The organism is Paenibacillus alkalitolerans (genome assembly GCF_016482785.1).
Classification (GTDB): domain Bacteria; phylum Bacillota; class Bacilli; order Paenibacillales; family YIM-B00363; genus Paenibacillus_AE; species Paenibacillus_AE alkalitolerans.
In genome coordinates this window covers 55793-72880 of record NZ_JAEMXM010000011.1, presented here as the reverse complement: position 1 = coordinate 72880, position 17088 = coordinate 55793, and the positions used below count along the sequence as shown (strand labels likewise).

Here is a 17088-nt window from a genome sequence, read left to right as displayed (position 1 = left end):
CATTCACCTCGCGGTCGACTCCATATGCTTGGCGCGCAACTGTCCGCATGCAGCCGCGATATCGTGGCCTTGTTCTCTGCGGATCGTCGTGTTGACGCCCTTTTTCTCGAGAATGCGTTTGAAATTGAATATATCCTCTCGAGGCGTCCGTTCGTAATGCTCGCGCTCCGGAACGTAGTTGACCGGAATCAAGTTGACGTGGCACAGCATGCTCGACAGCACGTCGCCGAGCTCCTCCGCGTGCTCCGGACGGTCGTTCACGCCGTTGATGAGCGCGTATTCGAACGTGATGCGTCTTCCGGTTTTCTCGATGTAATAGCGGCAAGCATTCATCACTTCCGCGAACGGAAATCTGCGGTTGACCGGCATCAGCTTCGAGCGCAGCTCGTCGTTGGGCGCATGGATCGAAATCGCCAGATTGATTTGGGTGTTCCAATCCGCGAACGCATACATCCCCGGCACAATGCCGCTCGTCGACACCGTAATGTGACGCTGCCCGATATTCAAAGCCTTCTCGTGGATCATTGTTTGCAGGAACACTTTCAAAGCGTCGTAGTTTTCAAAAGGTTCCCCCGAGCCCATTACCACGATGGAACTGACCCGTTCGTTCGTGGCGTCGAGCAGCTTTTGCGCGTAAACGACTTGGGCGGTTATTTCGCCCGCGCTTAAATTGCGCTTCAGCCCGCCAAGCGTGGAAGCGCAGAACGTGCATCCGATTCTGCAGCCCACTTGCGTCGTTACGCAAATGCTGATGCCGTAATTGTGGCGCATGATGACGGTTTCGATCGCATTGTTGTCCCATAAGCCGAACAAAAACTTGATCGTCCCGTCTTTCGACTCCAGCTTCGTGATTTCGGACAATGCGCTGAGTTGGAATTGCGCGTCCAGCTTCTCGCGCAGTCCCTTGGGCAGGTTGCTCATTTCGTCGAACGAGGTTGCCCGCTTCACGTAGAGCCAATCGTAAATTTGTCCGGCGCGAAAGGCGGGTTCGCCGTTCTCCTTGACCCACTCCTGCAGCGCTTCCAGCGTATAGTCGTAAATAAACGGTTTTCCCGGCTGCTCTGTCTTTTTCATCGGATCCCTGCCTAACTTTTACCTCTATTGTAATCTGTCTTTCGACATTTTAACATATCGCAACGATTCATCCCACTCCTCTAAAGGTAGTGGGATGAATCGTTGCCTTCTGGATAAAATGCAGTGATAAATATTTGGATTGTTTTCACTTCTCCCCCTCCAAACACGAACATATGTATGGTATAATAAAACCAAACAAATGTTCTAGTAAAGGAGGGGTCATGTGATTCGAGTCTTGAAAACGTCGTTCCATGCCAGTTCAGAGGACCTGGACCGACTGTTTACGTGCAATCGCATCTCCGCACATGTTTGGAACGATTGTCTGCACTTCGCCAAAAGTCACTTCTTGGAGCACGGAGAATGGATCGATAAAACACAACTGCAAAAAGCGACCAAAGGGAAATATCCCATCCACAGCCAGAGCATCCAAGCGGTTTGTCACAAGTATCTGCATGCGAGAGACAATGCGCATAAAGCCAAACAAAAGGGTCATTCGCACATCCGATATCCATACAAAACGAAGAAGCATTTTCCGACGAAATGGGCGGCTCAAGGATTTACAGTACACGACAACGGGCGTATCGAACTCAGTCCGGGTATTTATCAATGCAAGCGGCAGAAGCCGATTGTCGTATGGGTCAAGCGCGTTCCAAACGGTGTGATCAAAGAGATCGAACTGATCTATGATCGCGGATTACAGTTAGCCATTTCCTATGACGATGGCATCCAGCCTGCCATGGCGAAAGGAACGCGAATCGCTGCCGTAGACCCCGGAGAAATCCATTCCGTTGCATGCGTCACGGAAGATGGAGAGGCATTGATCGTGACCGGACGCAAGCTGCGCAGTGTCAAACGGCTGCGAAACAAGAAGATGAAAGAGCTGCGCCGCAAGATGGCCAAGTGCACGAGAGGCAGCCGACAATGGAGAAAGTACCGCCGCGCTCTCCATTATGTTCTGTCCAAAAGCGAGCGTCAGCTTCAGCAAGAAGTTGTCGTCGGCGATGTGGAGGGCGTGCAACGAAACCGATCAAACAAAAAGAGAAGGAGGATCGGAAAACGGGTTCGCTCTAGAAAGCACAATCAACGTATGAGTCAGTGGCAGTTTGGCAAGCAGTACGAATATATGAAGTACAAACTGCATGCACATGGGATCGCGATCGCCAAACAGGATGAGCGAAACACGACACAGACATGTCCTGTCTGCACCTGTAAACGAAAGCCATCGGGTAGAATTTATCGCTGTTCCTGTGGATACATACAACACCGCGATATCCACGGTGGATGTAATATATTGTCTGTCTACAAATACGGCGAAATCAAACCGATGATGACTCAAATCCAACGAATCAAGTATCTACGGATTGCGTAAGCAAGAAGTAGTAGATGCCTTGGACCGGGCCGCGGGTATACCGTGTTGCTGAATGAACGTCGGGTCTGTCACCGTTCCTTTGAACACGTTGTCTATAACTGACACCTCAGGTGGCAGAAACCTATACGCTATTCAGAAGCCCCGACCCTCTATAGGTGGGGGAGGTTCACCACATGCTTGTTTGCTTAGGACCGTCTCCTCAGCCTGGCGATGAAAAATCCGTCCGAGCCGAAATGATGCGGCAGCACCCGCAGCTGTCCTTCTCCTGCCGAACAAGTGTCGAGCACGATCTGCGGAATAGTGCCCGGCATCGAAGCATCGGGACGGAATTCGGGGAACGCCGCCAAAAACCGTTCCATCTGACGCTCGTTCTCTTCCGCCTCCAATGTGCAAGTGCTGTAGACGAGTACGCCGCCCGGCTTCACCAAGCGATGGACGCTGTGGAGGATGTCGCTTTGGATTCGGGCGATCTCGCCGACGTCCTCCGGCGTCTTCGTCCACTTGATATCCGGTTTGCGGCGGATGACGCCGAAGCCGGAGCACGGAGCGTCCAACAGCACGCAATCGAAGCTTTCTTCCGGAAACTTGTCCGCCAGCCGCGTTGCGTCCTCCGTATGGGTCTCGACGTTGGCGAGCCCGAGGCGGCGGACGTTGGTTTCGATCAGTTCTCTCTTATGAGGATGAATGTCGCACGAAACGACCGTTCCCGTTCCTCCCATCAACTCGGCCAGATGGGTCGTCTTACCTCCGGGCGCGGCGCAGCAATCCAAGACGCGGGCACCCGGAGCGGGATCCGCGACGGCGGCGACGAGCATCGAGCTCTCGTCCTGAATTGTGCAAAGCCCTTCCTTATACCAGTCCGAGTGAGCCATATTGCCCGCCCCCTTCACTACGATGCCGGCGGGGCTCGCTTCGGACGGACGGGCTTCCAACCCCGAGCGGATGAAACGTTCCAGCAGATCGTCCCTCGAATTTTTCAGCACGTTCGCCCTGACGCTGACGTGCGGCGGCTCGTTGTTTGCTTCGGCGATGCGCGAAGCGGTCTCTTCCCCGAATTGTTCGATCCATCGGCGAACGAGCCATTCGGGGTGAGAGTGCACGAACGATATCCGCTCGCTGGGGGACAGCCGCTCGGGAGGCTCAAGCGCGCCGGGATTGCGGACAATGTTGCGCAGCACGGCGTTCACCATGCCGCTGATGCCTTGATGCCCTCTGCGCTTGGCGATTTCCACAGCCTCGCTTACGGCGGCATGCGTCGGTACCCGGTCCAAATACAACAGTTGATAGGCGCTTAAACGAAACAAGCTGCGCACCCATGGCTGCAGCTTCTCCATCCCTTTATTTATATAACGGTTCAGCACCGCATCCAGCGTATTGCGGCGCTGAATCGTTCCGTACACTAACTCGGTGGCGAGCGCGGCTTCCTTCGGCTCCGGACGGTGCTTCTGCAGGACGTCGTTGAGAGCGAGGTTGCTGTATGCCCCCTCCGTATCTACCGCAAGCAGCGCTTGCAGGGCGAGCTCTCTGGCGCCGGGAACGCGCGGAGGGCGGGAACGGTTCACGCTTCCTCCCCCCCAAACCGGTCTCCGGCTTTCAACTGGCCGCTCTTCAAAAATTCCGATGCGGGCATCGCTTTCTTGCCGGCGGGCTGCACTTGGGTCAACACGAGCACTCCGCCTCCTGCCGCCACATGAATGCCGCTCGCATCGAGAGCGACAACGGTGCCCGGCTCAGCAGCGGCGGTTTCCGCGGCCTTTCGTGCGGAAATCGCGGTGCGCCATACTTTAAAAACATCTTGATTCCAAGTTGTGAAAGCTCCGGGACGGGGCGACAAGCCGCGGACCTGATTATGAATTTCGGCTGCGGCGCGCCTCCAATCGATGCGTTCGTCGTCTCTCGATAAATTCGGAGCGTACGTCGCATCCGCATCATTCTGCGGCACACGGTCGGCGGTGCCGGTAAGGATCGCTGCCACCGTAGGAACGAGCAGCCCGGCACCTGCCTCGCTTAACTTATCGTACATGGAGCCGGAGTCGTCCTCCGGCGCAATCGGGACTTCAGCTTTGGAGATCATATCCCCCGTATCCAATCCTTCGGCCATATACATGATCGTCACGCCTGTCACCGTCTCCCCGTTCATGACGGCGCGCTGGATCGGAGCTCCTCCCCTGTATTTCGGGAGCAGCGAACCGTGCACATTGATGCAGCCGTACTGCGGCAAGTCGAGCACCGCTTTAGGCAGCAGTTGACCGTACGCGGCGGTCACAATGAGATCGGGCCGGAAAGCGGCAAGCTCCGCCACCGCTTCGGGGGCGCGCATCTTATGCGGCTGAAGTACGGGGATGCCGTGACGCAGCGCCTCTTCCTTCACAGGCGTAGGCGTGAGCACCCGCTTGCGGCCGACCGGCCGGTCGGGCTGCGTCACGACGGCCGCGACGGTATAGCCGGCTTCGATCAAGGCGCGCAGACAGGGGACGGCGAACTGTGGCGTGCCCATAAATACGATCGTTGGGGATTGCGTCAACGTCATGCTCCTTCTTCTTCCTCTTCCTTCGGTTCGTAAACGCGATCGGCAATATCGACATACAGAATACCGTCCAGATGGTCGATTTCGTGCTGAAGCGCGCGCGCAAGATATCCTTCGCCGTCGACGACGATTTCGTTCCCGTTGCGGTCCAGCCCTTTCACCTTCACGCGGTTTTTACGGCGCACGTCGCCTTGGAGGCCCGGTATGCTCAAGCAACCCTCGGGGCCGATTTGTTCGCCGTCCGCTTCGACGATTTCCGGATTGACCAATTCGATCAGACCGTGCTCGTCTCCGATATCCACCACGATGACCCGCTTGGAGATGCCGATTTGCGGAGCGGCGAGACCGACGCCGGGTGCGTCGTACATCGTATCCGCCATATCGGTCAGAAGCTTTTGGATATTCGGGGTTACTTGAGGGACCGGTTTCGCCTTTTCCCGCAGCACCGGGTCCGGATGTTTCACAATGATGCGTATTGCCATAGGAGATGCTCCTTCCTTCCGTTTGACACTAGTATATGATCACATCAGCATTTGCGGGTCGACATCCAGTTGTATGCTAAGTTTTGATTTTCGCATCTCGTCGCGAAACGCATCGGCCGCTTCCCGCAAAGCGTCGATTGCCGCAGATTCTCCCCGATATTTTACCATGCATTGAAACCGATATCTATCTTTCAGCTTCGGAATCGGCGAAGGAACCGGACCCAATAGCTCGGGGGGTTCTCCATCCCAAGCCGTGAGACGAAACCTCGAGCGGATTTCGGAGGCGAAGCCTTCGCTTGCGCGGACAAGCTTCGACACGTCTTCGTGGGACAAAGTCGCCAATGCGAGCCGCCGGTACGGCGGGTAGCCCAGTTCTCTCCGAATCGTCAATTCCCTCCGAGCGAACGAGCGGTAATCGTGCTGCGATGCGTGAACGATGCTGTAATGGTCCGGCGTGTACGTCTGTACGATCACTTCCCCGGGCAGCGTGTGTCTTCCCGCTCTGCCGGCAACCTGGGTCAGCAATTGAAACGTTCGTTCCGCCGCGCGGAAATCCGGAATCCGAAGCACCGTGTCCGCGCTGATGACTCCTACGAGCGTGACGTACGGAAAATCCAAGCCTTTGGCAACCATCTGCGTGCCGAGCAGCACGTCGCCTTGCCGGTTGCGGAACTGCGAAAGCAGCTTCTCGTGAGCGCCTTTCGCCGCGGTCGTATCGACATCCATGCGGATCGTCCGTATCCCCGGAAACAGCTTCGCGAGCTCCTCTTCCACACGCTGCGTCCCGGCCCCGAACTGTCTGATATGCTCGCTTCCGCAGCCGGGGCAAACGGATGTTTCCCGCTCCGCGTACCCGCAATAATGGCACCGCGAATGCCGGCTCGTCCGATGGTATGTAAGCGTGATGTCGCAATGAGGGCATTGGGCGGTGTATCCGCACGACCGGCAAAGCACGAACGTTGCGTAACCGCGGCGGTTGAGCAGCAGCACCGACTGTTCGCCCTTCGCAAGCCTGGCCTCAAGCGCCTCTTTCAGAGGGCGGGAGAACATGGCGCGGTTGCCGTCCTTCAATTCCGACCGCATATCGACCACCCGCACTTTGGGCAGAGGCCTTCCCGCCACCCTCTCTTGCATTTCCAACAACGTATAACGGCCGCGGTGAGCCGCCATATACGTCTCCAACGAAGGGGTGGCCGATCCGAGCACGACGGCGGCTCCATGCCTCTTCCCGCGCTCCAGCGCGACATCCCTCGCGTGATATTTGGGAGACTCTTCTTGCTTATAGGAAGATTCGTGTTCCTCGTCAATAATGATAAGTCCGATGTTCGTAAATGGAGCAAACACGGCCGAACGCGCCCCGATGGCAATGCGGACTTTCTTCTCAGCCATCTTTCTCCATTCGTCGTACCGTTCTCCTTGCGACAGCCGCGAATGCATCACCGCGACGTCATCGCCGAACCGCCCTTTGAAGGCGTCGACGGTTTGCGGCGTCAAAGCGATTTCGGGAACGAGCAATATCGCTTCCCGGCCGGCGTCCAAGCACGCTTGCATCGCCTGCAGATACACTTCCGTCTTGCCGCTGCCCGTTACGCCGTGAAGCAGAAACGCTTCATGCCGGGTAGCGGACACGGCGGCTCGTATCGGTTCGAGCGCCTTCGCTTGCGTTGCGGTCAGAGGCAGCGCATTCGACTTTTCGAACCGGCGGTTGCCGTACGGATCGCGTGCGACCTCCGTTTCCGCCACGCGGACGAAGCCTTTCGATTCAAGCGAACGGACCGCTGCCGCGCTCGCGCCCGTGTCGCGCAGCAAATCCGCGAGAGGAACGGGATCGGCGCAGTCGGACAGCCGCAGCAAGATGTCCGCTTGTTTCGGAGCTTTCGCCCCGATCTCCGACGCGCCTTCCCGCAATCGTTCCGCAGGCTGCGCGGGCGTCACAAACAAGGCGGTCTTCTTGCGGGCAAGATCCCTTACTTGTCTTTCCTCGATAAGCACGCCCAGCTCAACCGCCCGTGCGAGCAATTGCATGCGGTCTCCGAACGCTTTCATCAACTCTTCTTCTTTTGCCGAGCCTTTGCGCTCGACATACGCCGCGATATCCCGGATTTCCCCCGGCCATTGTCCGCCGCTGTCCGGCGATTCCGCGGCAAGCCGGTAAACGGTCTCGGTTTTTGTCTTTAGCGCGCCGGGCAGTACGGCGGAAAGCGCCGTGTGAAGCGTACAAACATATTTCCGGCTCATCCACGCCGACAATTCCAACAATTCCGGAGTAATCGGCGGCTTTATATCAAGCACCGTCTTCAGCGGACGCAATTTATCCGCCGGCGTGTCGCACGTTTCGGCGACGGACACGACAAACCCGTGAAGCAGGCGCGGTCCGAACGGCACGCCGACCCGGACCCCGGGACGGACAAGAGGACGCAGCGGCTCCGGCACCGTATAGCTGAACGGGCGGTCGGTTTCACGCGCGGAGACGTCAACGACGACATTCGCGATCATCGTCCCTGCTTCCCCCCGCTGCGCTCCGCAAGCAAGCCGGCCGCCAACGTAACGATTCGTTCGGCTGCGTCGCGCTTCGATTGAAGTGGCAGCTTTTCAACCAATCCGTTCGTATCGAATATCGAAACTTCGTTCGTATCTGCGGAAAAGCCCGCACCCGGTATCGTCACATCGTTGGCCACAACGAGATCGCAGCGCTTGGACGCGATTTTGGCCATCGCTTGCCGCTCCAGCTCATGAGTTTCCGCAGCGAAACCGACCAACACTTGATGCGTCTTCCGGTTGCCCAACTCTTTCAAAATGTCGGTCGTTCTTTCCAATTCCAGAGAAAGATGCTGCTCCGACTTCTTGATTTTTTTCTGTTCCGTACGCACGGGACGATAGTCCGCCACCGCGGCCGCTTTGACGACAATATCCGCGTCGCCGAATTTCGACAGCGCCGCATGGAGCATCTCTTCCGCCGATTCCACACGGATGACGTCGACGCCGGATGGAGGCTCTACGCTTGTCCTTCCCGCAATGACCGTGACTCGGGCGCCCCGGTCCCGGGCGGCGGCCGCGACGGCGAAGCCCATTTTCCCTGAAGAATCGTTCGTCAAATATCGGACGGGGTCGATCCGCTCAACCGTAGCTCCCGCCGTGACCAGCACCTTTTTGCCGGAAAGCTCGCTTTTCATCTTGAACATTCGCATAAGCTCGTCCACGATGTGCTCCGGCTCCGCCAGCCGCCCTTTGCCCGTATAACCGCAGGCCAGGAACCCTTCCCCGGGCTCGACAAACCGGACGCCGCGCGCTCGAAGCTGCTCCATGTGCGTTTGAACGGTAACATGGGCGTACATATGAACGTTCATTGCGGGAGCGACGAGAATCGGCGCGCGTGTGGCGAGCAGCGTCGTGCTTAACATGTCGTCGCCTAATCCGAGCGCCGTCTTGGCCAGAAAATTAGCGGTGGCAGGCGCGATGACAACGGCATCCGCCCGGTCCGCGAGATCGATGTGAGCTATGACCGACGGGTCTTCTTCATCGAACGTATCGACGATGACGCGATTGCGGGAAATCGCTTGAAACGTAAGCGGGGCGATGAACTTTGTCGCCGATTCTGTCATTACGACGCGCACGTCGGCGCCGCTTTGCGAAAGCTTGCTGCATACCGCCGCCGCTTTATAGGCCGCAATGCCGCCGGTTATCCCTAATACAATCGTTTTTCCTTGCAGCAACGCCACTCACTCCCCCGAGAAAAAAATAACAACCGCAAGGGTTGTCGTCATTATTTCGCGCTTTCTTTATTTGTCTTTTCGTGCTTGATGAAATCGAGGTGGATTTCTTCCAACGCGACGCCCACGTACTTGTGAGATCGCGGACTCTTTAATTGGCTTTTCGCGCCGTCGCGCAATGTGCGCGCCCGCTTCGAAGCGGCAACGACGAGCAAATATTTGCTTTCGGCTTTTTCCACCAGCTTATCAATCGACGGATACAACATCTCTTACACCTCGTTTAACCAGGATTTAACTGCGGGGAGCATTCGCTCCCGCTTGCAATGCTCCGCAGTAATGATGCTTTGAACCCGCGCGCAGGCGAGATCGATCACATCGTTTACTACGGCGTAGTCGTAATGTTCCATCAGCCTCATCTCGTCCGCGGCCACCTGCATCCGCGAGCGGATCGCGCTCTCCGTTTCGGTGCCGCGGCTTTGAATCCGGTTCTGCAACTCTTCCAGGGACGGGGGAAGAACAAAAATAAATACCGCTTCGGGAAAACGTTCTTTCACTTGCATTGCGCCTTGCACATCGATTTCAAGAATGACGTCGCGTCCTTCGGCGATGGTTTCTTCCACGAATCTTCTCGGCGTTCCGTAATAGTTGCCCACGTATTCCGCCCATTCCAACAGCTCTCCTTCCGCAATCATCGACTGAAAGCGTTCGCGGGAAGTGAAGAAGTAATTTTTCCCTTCCACTTCTCCCGAGCGCGGAGCGCGGGTTGTGGCGGACACGGAATATACGAGTTCCGGCGACAGTTGGCGCAGACGATCGCACAGCGTGCCCTTGCCTACGCCGGACGGTCCGGAGAGGACGAGCAATAAGCCTTTCTTCATGAAATGCTCCTCAGCTTTGTTTAAGGTGGTGTGCAATATACCGGCAGCAGCCATATGCTTATTCGTCGTGGTCTTCATCTTTGTTGGACAATCGATGAGCTACGGTTTCAGGCTGTACGGCTGACAGGATGACGTGATCGCTGTCGGTGATGATCACGGCTCTTGTTCTTCGGCCGTAAGTGGCGTCAATTAACATGTGACGGTCCCGCGCTTCTTGAATGATACGTTTGATCGGCGCCGATTCCGGGCTGACGATGGAAATAATGCGATTTGCGGAAACGATATTGCCGAAACCGATGTTTATAAGTTTAATAGCCATGATGGTTCCCCCTCAACACCTCAATAATAGGCAGTGTTGCCCTGTCCGATGCGGCTCATACCGTACCGCCGTACGTAAGGTTTGAATAATTATTCTATATTTTGCGCTTGTTCGCGCAATTTTTCAATTTCCGATTTGAGCTCGACAACCAGATTGGAAAGCCCGAGGTGATTCGCTTTCGAGCCGATCGTGTTCGCTTCGCGGTTCATCTCTTGAAGCAAAAAATCGAGTTTGCGTCCGGCGGGCGTTTCGCCGCCGGTCAAAGCCGCGCATTGTTCGGCATGGCTTTTCAACCTCGTCAATTCTTCGTCGATGCCCGCCCGTTCCGCGAAGACGGCAGCCTCCATCGCAATCCGCCCCGGATCGACGGCCCCCGCCGATTCCGCGTCGAGCCACTGTTCCAATTTGGATTGCAAACGGGAGCGGTACTCCTCAACGACGACCGGCGCCAACTGTTCCATCCGGCCGACGATTCCGGAGATGCCGGCGCTCTTGCGACGGATATCTTCAGCCAAATACCGCCCTTCCGCTTCCCTCATGGCGATCAGCCGGCCGAGCGCTTCTTCCGCGCATGCGAGCAGCTCTTCGGTTCCTTGTTCGGGGTCCGTCTCTTCTTCGAACCGCACCACGTCGGGGAACGCTAAGAAATCTTTCACGCTTAGCGCCCGCGCGGCCGGCAATTGAAGCCTTTCGGTCAATTGTCGTCCCGCATCGCGATACGCTTCGGCGAGCGTCCAATCAATGACGGCTTTGCGCGGACGGCCGGCAATGCGCTCCGCCGCAACGAACACGTCGATTCGGCCGCGGTGAAGCCCCTTCTGTATGAGGCGGCGCAGCCGATCTTCCGCATGCTGCCATTCCCTTGGCATACGAAAAACAATATCGAGGTGCCGGTGGTTCACGGACTTCATATCCACCGTGAACGAATACAGCTCCGAAGAGCGGATCGATTGTCCGTAACCGGTCATGCTTCGCAGCATGCTCTCACTCCATTTTCATATATTACTTGATTTCCATAGTGGGTACAAGTGGAAAACGGCGTTTCGTTTGTTCCCACACATATTTTGTAAGCTCTGCGGTCATTTCGTATGCCATGAAAGGAGTAATAAGATAAATGCCTTTAAAACGTTCCATCGCCACATCCAGCAGCTCTTTCGATATTTCCAGCGAAACGCGCCGACCGTCTTCCCCTTCCAATCCCGACATCCGCCGGCGTACGTCTTCCGAAAGGGTGATGCCCGGCACTTCGTTATGCAAATATTCCGCGTTCCGTCCGTTTGTAAACGGCATAATTCCGATAAAAATAGGAATGCTCAAATGCTTCGTCGCTTCATGCAACCGCTCGATGAGAGCCGGGTCGTACACCGGCTGCGTCATGATATAATCGGCGCCCGCCTCTATTTTCCGTTCCAAACGTTCCACCGCTTTGTTCAGATGCTTTACGTTCGGATTTAAAGCGGCGGCAACCGTAAAGTTCGCTTTTTGCTTTAAAGGCTTGCCGGAAAATGCGATTCCGTCGTTCAACTGCTTAATCATGCGAATGATCTCGAAAGACGTCAAATCGTAAACCGAGCTGGAGCCCGGCAAATCCCCGAACCGTGCAGGGTCGCCCGTTACGGCGAGCACGTGATCGATACCGAGCGCATGAAGCCCCATCAAATGAGATTGCGTTCCGATCAAATTGCGGTCGCGGCACGCGATATGCACGAGCGGCCGGACGCCAAGCTTGTCCTTGAGCAAGAAGCCGAGAGCCAAGTTGCTCATTCGCGTCATCGCAAGCGAATTGTCCGCCATCGTTATGGCGTCGACGCCGGCCTGCTTCAATGCCTCGGCTCCCCGCATAAATTTATCGATGTTGAGATCCCGGGGAGGATCGAGCTCCACGATAACGGTATGCCGCCTCGACACAAGATCTGTAATCGTCGGCTCATCATCCGGCGTTTGTTCCTTTTGCAACCGATCGCTGCCGATGCCGCCTTTTACTTCAATGGCGGGGGAGACCGACCGCTTCTTGGCCGCCTCCGGTTGTGTGACGTCTTCCTTAGGCCGAAAATGCCGAAGCGCTTCGCTCACGGCTTTAATATGTTCAGGCGTCGTCCCGCAGCATCCTCCGATCATCCGCACCCCGAGGCGGGCGAGCGTCAGGGCGCTCTCCGCGAAATATTCGGGTCCCGCCGGATACGAAAATCGTCCGTCCACATAGGCCGGAAGCCCGGCGTTCGGGAAGACGGATATCGGCTCGAGTGCCGCCCGATCCATTCCCTCCAGCAAACGGATAATGCCGTACGGTCCGATCCGGCAATTAAAGCCGACAACATCCGCTCCTTCGTCACGCAGCATGCGAAACGCTTGCTGCAGCGGTACACCGTCTTGAGTAGCGCCTCCCGTCTCGATCGCCAATTGGCAAACGACCGGCGTGTCCGTCAGCTTCCTGGCCAAACGAAGGGCGATGAGCGCCTCTTTCACGTCATAGAACGTCTCGAGCATGATTCCGTCGATATCGGAGTCGGTGAGCGCCTCCAGCTGACCCCGGAACGCTTCTTGCACGATCGAATCGCTTACATTGCCCCGTTTGCCTGCGCGAATGGAGCCCACCGCGCCGAGAACGTACGCGCCGTCGCCGACCGCGGCACGCGCCGCGGCCACGCCCGCGCGGTTGATGTGCTCCACTTCGTTTTCCAATCCGAATTTGGACAGCTTCTCGCTGTTGGCTGAAAATGTGTTCGTTTCAATGACTGTAGCGCCGGCTTCCAGGTATTGACGATGGATGTCTTGAATGACATCCGGCCTGGTTATATTCAGCTCCTCATAGGAGATGCCGACGGGAAATCCGAGCTGATATAGAAACGTTCCCAGCGCGCCGTCCCCTACGAGCACTTCATGTTTCAACGCATCGAGCAAATTTGTTTTCTTCATACAATCAACCGCCCCTTATACACTTCCTCCGCCTCTCCGGTCATAAAGACGCGACCCGTCTCTTCGTCCCATTCGATATGCAAATCCCCGCCGGCAAGCGACACCGTTCCCGATCTTGCCATTGTGCCTCCTAGAACGCCCGCAACCAATACGGCGCAAGCGCCGGTGCCGCAGGCGAGCGTCTGCCCGGCTCCCCGTTCCCATACGCGCATGACCGCACGGTCGGGCCTCTCCACTGTAACAAACTCAACGTTCGTCCGGTTCGGGAACCATTCGTGGCGTTCCAGCTTCGGCCCCCAGTAATTCACATCGAAAGCCGCCGCATCATCGACAGGAATGACGCAATGCGGATTGCCCATGGAAACCGCGGTAAATAGAAACCTGTGTCCGCCGATTTCCAACGTCCGGTTCACGACTTGGTCCGCCGCGATCGTTGTCGGAATGTCCAACCCGGTCAATACCGGCTTTCCCATATCGACCCGAACGCGCACAGCTTTCCCCGCCTCCGTAAACACGCGCACGCTTTGCACTCCGGCGCCTTTCGTTTCGATCGTTAATTGCCCGTCTCCGCCATTGCCGGGATTGCGTTCCCACACATATTTGGCGACGCACCGGACGGCGTTTCCGCACTGCTCCGCTTCCGTTCCGTCGGCGTTAAATATTCTCATCTTCGCGTCCGCCGCTTCGGACGGCAATATATAGACGAGCCCGTCGGCGCCGATGCCGAAATGACGATCGCACAAACGAACGGCGAGCTCGCTTGCATTTTCCGGCGCCTCGCGCTCCTCACATACGATAAAATCGTTGCCCAGGCCGTGCATTTTCACAAAATTCATCTTCCATCCCCCATTGCAAAAACAGAAAACCCCTCTTGGGGCACGTATTGGTTAGCCAATATCATACCGCAAAAGAGGATAAACGCATAGCGTTTCTATCGGATTTATATGAAAAACGGGATATCCATTTTCTTCAGCGCGCCGCAACTCCCGCGTTCGAACCGTAACGAATGGTGCGCTTCTTTTTCGGTTTGGACAGAAGGCTGCCCACTCCGAAGAACAAGGTCGGGATGGCGGCGAATACGAGCACAAGCGCCCATTCCGTCAAACCGATCGGAACCGTCTTAAAGATCGGCTGCAGCGCTTCAATATAAAGGACTCCGAGTAGAAGAAGCAAGGACGATAACACCGCCAGCACCAAATATTTGTTTTCAAAGAGGTTGCGGTGAAAGATGGAGCGCGAGCTCCTGCAGTCGAATACATGGATCAATTGCGCCATGACTAGCGTTGCGAACGCCACGGTTTGCGCTTTCGTCAGCGACTCCGCGTCCCCGCCGGTTTGCTGCAGTACGATCCAGAACGGAATGAGCGTGCATATGCCGATCAGAACGCCGCGGGAAATGATTTTCCACCCCAAACGGCGGGCGAATATATTTTCTTTGGCTCCCCGCGGCTTATGCTCCATGAGATCGGCCTCCGGCTGATCGACGCCCAGCGCCATCGCGGGTAAGCCGTCTGTGACGAGATTCACCCACAATATTTGTATCGGAACGAGCGGAAGCGGCATGCCGGCCATCATGGCGATGAACATCGTCAATATTTCACCCACGTTCGATGCGAGCAAGTAACGGATGAACTTCCGGATGTTCTCGTAAATGCCGCGGCCTTCTTCGATGGCGGCGACGATGGTGGCAAAATTGTCGTCGCTTAACACGAGCGAAGACGCTTCTTTCGATACGTCGGTCCCCGTAATGCCCATTGCGATACCGATGTCCGCCGCTTTGATCGCCGGCGCGTCGTTCACCCCGTCGCCCGTCATAGCGGCGACATGACCGCGCCGCTGCAGCGATTTCACGATCCGTAACTTGTGTTCGGGAGATACGCGGGCATAAACGAAAATATCGTCGACGACCCGGTCCAATTGATCGTCGGACATAGCGGACAGCTGCTGGCCGCTGATTGTCTTCCCGCCTTTGGGGATCATGCCCAACTGATCCGCGATCGCTTCGGCCGTCGTCTGGTGGTCGCCCGTGATCATTACGGTTTTGATGCCTGCCCGCCGGCAGGTGACAATCGCTTCCTTCGCTTCCCGGCGCGGGGGGTCGATCATCCCGGTCAATCCGACGAATACGAGGTTCCGCTCAGCCTCTTCATACGCGGATACGTTTTCCGACGACTTAAGATCCCTGTAAGCAAGACCGAGGACGCGAAGCGCGGAAGCGGCGAACGACTCGTTGGCTTCCATTACCTTGGACTTTAAGGTCCCTGTGAACGGCACCAGCTTGCCGTCCCAAAGCACGTAACTGCATTTTTCAAGAAGCACGTCGGGCGCTCCTTTCACGCAGAGCAAGCGGCCGCCCTGATGCTCGACAACGACGGACATCCTCTTGCGTTCGGAATCGAACGGAAATTCCGTTACGCGTCGATACAAGCCTTCCAAGCTGCTCCGCGTTACGCCCGCTTTCGCGCCGAGCACCATTAACGCTCCTTCCGTCGGATCGCCTTTGATGCCCCAAATATTTTTAATCGTTACTTTTCCTTTTTTCTTCTTCTTCTTCTTCTCATTCGTCTCCACTTGCTCTTCGACCAGCTCCGAGTTGTTGCACAGCACCGATATTTGAAGCAATCTGCGGAGCATGCTGTCGTCGCGCGGATCGCTCTTGTCTCCGCTGTTTATGATTTCACCCGAGGGCTCATACCCTTCGCCGGTGACCGTTAGCGTCCGTCCGCCAAGCCATAGCTTCGTGACCGTCATTTTGTTCTGCGTCAACGTACCCGTCTTATCCGAACAAATTACCGAAGCGCAGCCCAGCGTTTCCACCGAGGGCAGCTTTCGTACGATCGCTTTGCGGTGAATCATCCGCTGCACGCCGAGCGCAAGCGCAATGGTGACGATCGCCGGCAATCCTTCCGGAATAGCCGCGACAGCCAAGGAAACACCGGCGAGGAACATGCCGTACACCGGCTGACCGTGCAAAATGCCCGCAACGACGACTAGCACGGTAAGGGCCAGAGCCACGCCGATCAAAATTTTGCCGAATTGCTCGAGCCGGTGCTGAAGCGGGGTTTCCGCTTCTTCCGTATTGTTGATCAAGTCGGCGATTTTCCCCATCTCCGTGTCCATGCCGGTCCGAACGACGATCCCCTTGCCCGTACCCATCGTGATCATCGTTCCGAGGAAGCCCATGTTTCTCTGATCGCCGAGCGGAATGTCGGACTCTTCCAATACGCCGGCCCTCTTGGACACCGGGACCGATTCACCCGTCAACGCCGATTCCTCCGCATACAGGCTGTTTGCCTCGATGAAACGAATGTCCGCGGGAACGCGGTCGCCGCTCTCTAGAGATACAACATCTCCGGGCACGAGTTCTCTCGTCGGGACGACTTTCCACGTTCCGTCGCGAAGCACTTTGGCCGTCGGAGCGGATAATTCCTTCAACGCGCGAAGGGAGCGCTCCGCCCGGAATTCCTGAATGAAACCGAGCAGCCCGTTGATCACAATAATCGCTAAAATCGTTATGGCATCCAAATATTCGCCCAACAGCCCGGAAATGAGCGTCGCTCCCATCAAGACCAGGACCATAAAGTCTTTGAATTGATTCAAAAACAAGGTCAACGGCGAGATGCGGGCTCCTTCGCTTAATTCGTTGGCTCCCAGTTCCTCTCTCCGCCGGTCCGCATCCGCTGCCGATAAACCCTGTTCCGGGTTTAGCCCGTGGATGTCGCAAAGCTCTTCCGTGTCCAATTGATACCACGGTTTTTGAGTCATAACCCGCTTCCCTCCCAGTGGAATAACTTGTACTAGCATCAATGTATT

General features: G+C 56.4%; 14 protein-coding genes. 1 reads left to right on the top strand and 13 read right to left on the bottom strand.

The features are described 5' to 3' along the window. Positions 1-3: 3 nt before the first annotated feature. On the bottom strand, positions 4-1074 hold the full coding sequence (gene rlmN / locus JET16_RS17305) for a 23S rRNA (adenine(2503)-C(2))-methyltransferase RlmN (protein WP_199617842.1): 1071 nt from the start codon (positions 1072-1074) through the stop codon (positions 4-6). 223 nt (positions 1075-1297) lie between these two features. On the opposite strand from rlmN, the gene JET16_RS17300 reads away from it, so the two are divergent. Then, positions 1298-2443, top strand: coding sequence for an RNA-guided endonuclease InsQ/TnpB family protein (locus JET16_RS17300; protein ID WP_199617840.1), 1146 nt, complete (start codon positions 1298-1300; stop codon positions 2441-2443). Between the two features lie 185 nt (positions 2444-2628). Here the strand turns inward: JET16_RS17300 and rsmB are convergent, their stop codons facing one another. The 12 genes from rsmB to JET16_RS17240 all read right to left on the bottom strand — a co-directional run bounded on the left by rsmB (position 2629) and on the right by JET16_RS17240 (position 17040). Continuing rightward, positions 2629-4005 (bottom strand): 16S rRNA (cytosine(967)-C(5))-methyltransferase RsmB, encoded by a 1377-nt coding sequence (gene rsmB / locus JET16_RS17295; protein ID WP_199617838.1) that lies wholly within the window; start codon positions 4003-4005, stop codon positions 2629-2631. After that, positions 4002-4973 (bottom strand): methionyl-tRNA formyltransferase, encoded by a 972-nt coding sequence (gene fmt, locus JET16_RS17290; RefSeq protein ID WP_199617836.1) that lies wholly within the window; start codon positions 4971-4973, stop codon positions 4002-4004. The genes rsmB and fmt overlap by 4 nt, the downstream gene beginning before the upstream one ends. Next, positions 4970-5452 carry a peptide deformylase gene (gene def / locus JET16_RS17285; protein ID WP_199617834.1) on the bottom strand — a complete coding sequence of 161 codons (483 nt, stop codon included), beginning with the start codon at positions 5450-5452 and terminating at the stop codon, positions 4970-4972. The genes fmt and def overlap by 4 nt, the downstream gene beginning before the upstream one ends. A 39-nt stretch (positions 5453-5491) precedes the next feature. Next, a complete protein-coding gene (priA, locus tag JET16_RS17280) occupies positions 5492-7948 on the bottom strand; it encodes a primosomal protein N' (protein WP_199617832.1) in 2457 nt (818 codons plus the stop codon). Then, on the bottom strand, positions 7945-9165 hold the full coding sequence (coaBC, locus tag JET16_RS17275) for a bifunctional phosphopantothenoylcysteine decarboxylase/phosphopantothenate--cysteine ligase CoaBC (RefSeq protein ID WP_199617831.1): 1221 nt from the start codon (positions 9163-9165) through the stop codon (positions 7945-7947). Before coaBC ends, priA begins: the two co-directional genes overlap by 4 nt. A gap of 50 nt (positions 9166-9215) precedes the next feature. Beyond that, entirely contained in the window at positions 9216-9428 is a 213-nt protein-coding gene (gene rpoZ / locus JET16_RS17270; protein WP_199617830.1) for a DNA-directed RNA polymerase subunit omega, read from the bottom strand. 3 nt (positions 9429-9431) lie between these two features. Further along, on the bottom strand, positions 9432-10040 hold the full coding sequence (gene gmk / locus JET16_RS17265) for a guanylate kinase (RefSeq protein WP_199617829.1): 609 nt from the start codon (positions 10038-10040) through the stop codon (positions 9432-9434). Between the two features lie 58 nt (positions 10041-10098). Continuing rightward, positions 10099-10359, bottom strand: a complete 261-nt coding sequence (remA, locus tag JET16_RS17260) for an extracellular matrix/biofilm regulator RemA (protein ID WP_199617827.1) — start codon at positions 10357-10359, stop codon at positions 10099-10101. Positions 10360-10448: 89 nt separating this feature from the next. Further along, complete coding sequence (locus JET16_RS17255) at positions 10449-11339, bottom strand: YicC/YloC family endoribonuclease (protein WP_199617825.1); 891 nt, start codon at positions 11337-11339, stop codon at positions 10449-10451. Between the two features lie 22 nt (positions 11340-11361). Continuing rightward, positions 11362-13275, bottom strand: a complete 1914-nt coding sequence (locus tag JET16_RS17250; RefSeq protein WP_199617823.1) for a bifunctional homocysteine S-methyltransferase/methylenetetrahydrofolate reductase — start codon at positions 13273-13275, stop codon at positions 11362-11364. After that, positions 13272-14111: a diaminopimelate epimerase gene (gene dapF / locus JET16_RS17245; RefSeq protein WP_199617821.1), complete on the bottom strand. Its 840-nt coding sequence runs from the start codon at positions 14109-14111 to the stop codon at positions 13272-13274. Before dapF ends, JET16_RS17250 begins: the two co-directional genes overlap by 4 nt. A 133-nt stretch (positions 14112-14244) precedes the next feature. Beyond that, positions 14245-17040: a calcium-translocating P-type ATPase, SERCA-type gene (locus JET16_RS17240; RefSeq protein WP_199617819.1), complete on the bottom strand. Its 2796-nt coding sequence runs from the start codon at positions 17038-17040 to the stop codon at positions 14245-14247. Between the last annotated feature and the right edge of the window lie 48 nt (positions 17041-17088).

Bases quoted from the DNA above. Each gene is read 5' to 3' on its own strand.
- rlmN (WP_199617842.1), bottom strand. From the start codon at position 1,074: ATGAAAAAGACAGAGCAGCCGGGAAAACCGTTTATTTACGACTATACG.
- fmt (WP_199617836.1), bottom strand. From the start codon at position 4,973: ATGACGTTGACGCAATCCCCAACGATCGTATTTATGGGCACGCCACAG.
- def (WP_199617834.1), bottom strand. From the start codon at position 5,452: ATGGCAATACGCATCATTGTGAAACATCCGGACCCGGTGCTGCGGGAA.
- priA (WP_199617832.1), bottom strand. From the start codon at position 7,948: ATGATCGCGAATGTCGTCGTTGACGTCTCCGCGCGTGAAACCGACCGC.
- rpoZ (WP_199617830.1), bottom strand. From the start codon at position 9,428: ATGTTGTATCCGTCGATTGATAAGCTGGTGGAAAAAGCCGAAAGCAAA.
- gmk (WP_199617829.1), bottom strand. From the start codon at position 10,040: ATGAAGAAAGGCTTATTGCTCGTCCTCTCCGGACCGTCCGGCGTAGGC.
- remA (WP_199617827.1), bottom strand. From the start codon at position 10,359: ATGGCTATTAAACTTATAAACATCGGTTTCGGCAATATCGTTTCCGCA.
- JET16_RS17255 (WP_199617825.1), bottom strand. From the start codon at position 11,339: ATGCTGCGAAGCATGACCGGTTACGGACAATCGATCCGCTCTTCGGAG.
- JET16_RS17250 (WP_199617823.1), bottom strand. From the start codon at position 13,275: ATGAAGAAAACAAATTTGCTCGATGCGTTGAAACATGAAGTGCTCGTA.
- dapF (WP_199617821.1), bottom strand. From the start codon at position 14,111: ATGAATTTTGTGAAAATGCACGGCCTGGGCAACGATTTTATCGTATGT.
- JET16_RS17240 (WP_199617819.1), bottom strand. From the start codon at position 17,040: ATGACTCAAAAACCGTGGTATCAATTGGACACGGAAGAGCTTTGCGAC.